This is a genomic window from Mycobacterium sp. NAZ190054, from assembly GCF_001545925.1.
In the GTDB taxonomy this organism is placed as follows: Bacteria; Actinomycetota; Actinomycetes; order Mycobacteriales; family Mycobacteriaceae; genus Mycobacterium.
The window spans coordinates 1-1,244 of record NZ_LMVQ01000463.1; the positions used below are offsets into that span (position 1 = coordinate 1).

The window sequence follows — 1,244 nt, forward strand, 5'->3', positions numbered from 1 at the left end:
TGAAGCGCCCCGGGTTTGATACACACTCGGTTATTGGTGTGCAGCCGATGGGTGGGCTGTGTTTGTAGCGTAGTAGACCTGCTCGTATTCGATCGGTGGGATGCGGCCCAGACGGTGCATGAGCCTGTCGGTGTTGTACCAGTGCACCCAGTCGGCGGTCAGCAGTTCGACGTCGGCCAGCCGGCCCAGGAGGCCACGGCGGAACGGGGAGTCGTCGCGGACGGCTTCGTTCTTGTACAGCCCGATCGTGGTCTCGGCCAGGGCGTTATCGAAGGCGTCGCCAACCGATCCGATCGAGGGCACCAGCCCGGACAAGGCCAGCGTTTCCCCGAATCGCACCGAGGTGTACTGAGAACCCGCATCGCTGTGGTGAATAGTGCTGCCGGACAACGGGTTGCCTTCTCTTCTTCGGAGCTCGGCGGCATGGCGGATCACTCGCCGCACGAACGCGTCGCTCTTGCCGGCTGAACAGGTCCACCCGACGATCCGCCCGGCGTAGGCGTCGATAGCGAACGCGGTGTAGACGAACACCCCGCTAGCCAGTCGCACATAGGTGAAGTCGGCAACGAGCAGCACGTTGGGCGCCGGGACCCGGAACTGGCGGTCCACCAGGTCCGGGGAACGGCCGGCGGCCGGATCAGCGACGGTGGTGCGGACCTTCTTGCGCCGGGTGAGTCCGCGCCAGCCGTGGGCGCGCATGAGGCGTTCTACAGTGCAGCGGGCTACCGCGATGCCCTGTCGTTGCAGGTGGGCCCACATTTTGGTGGCCCCGTAGAGCGACTCGGGCTTGCGGCGGCCGTGCTCGTCGGGCTCGTAATAGCCGGCCAGGATCTCGGTGATGACGGTGTCCCACAGGGCCCGCGCCGAAGGTGGGCGGGCCAGCCAGGCATAGAAGGTTCTCGGGGCGATCGCGCAGCCGTGCTCGGTAAGCACGCGGCAGATCGGAGCGACCCCGAACCGAGCGCGATGCTCGGCGATGAACGCACAGATCAGCGGTGTCGCGGGTCGCTCTCCCGCGCGAAGAAACTTGTTGCCGCTTTGAGGATCTCGATGGTTTCTTCAAGCTCGCGATTCTTGCGCTTGAGCTCGCGCAACTCACGCACGGTATCGGTTGGCACCCCCTCGCGCTGCCCGGTATCAACCTCGCTCTGGGCGACCCAGCGGCGCAGGGTTTCCACCGCCACACCCAAGCGCTTGGCGACCGCGGCAATGCAGGCCGTGCGGCTGTCGTACTCCGCGGTGTG

At 66.1% G+C, this 1,244-nt stretch carries 1 protein-coding gene; it reads right to left on the bottom strand.

Translation table 11 applies throughout. From position 1 onward, the window contains the following. Nucleotides 1-30 precede the first annotated feature (30 nt). Nucleotides 31-1,244 (bottom strand): IS3 family transposase gene (locus ASJ79_RS24275; protein WP_156448615.1). Its coding sequence is split into 2 segments (ribosomal slippage), with 1,215 coding nucleotides annotated over them: nucleotides 31-1,028 and nucleotides 1,028-1,244; the frame shifts between segments, so codons are not numbered across the junction. This gene is flagged as partial in the annotation.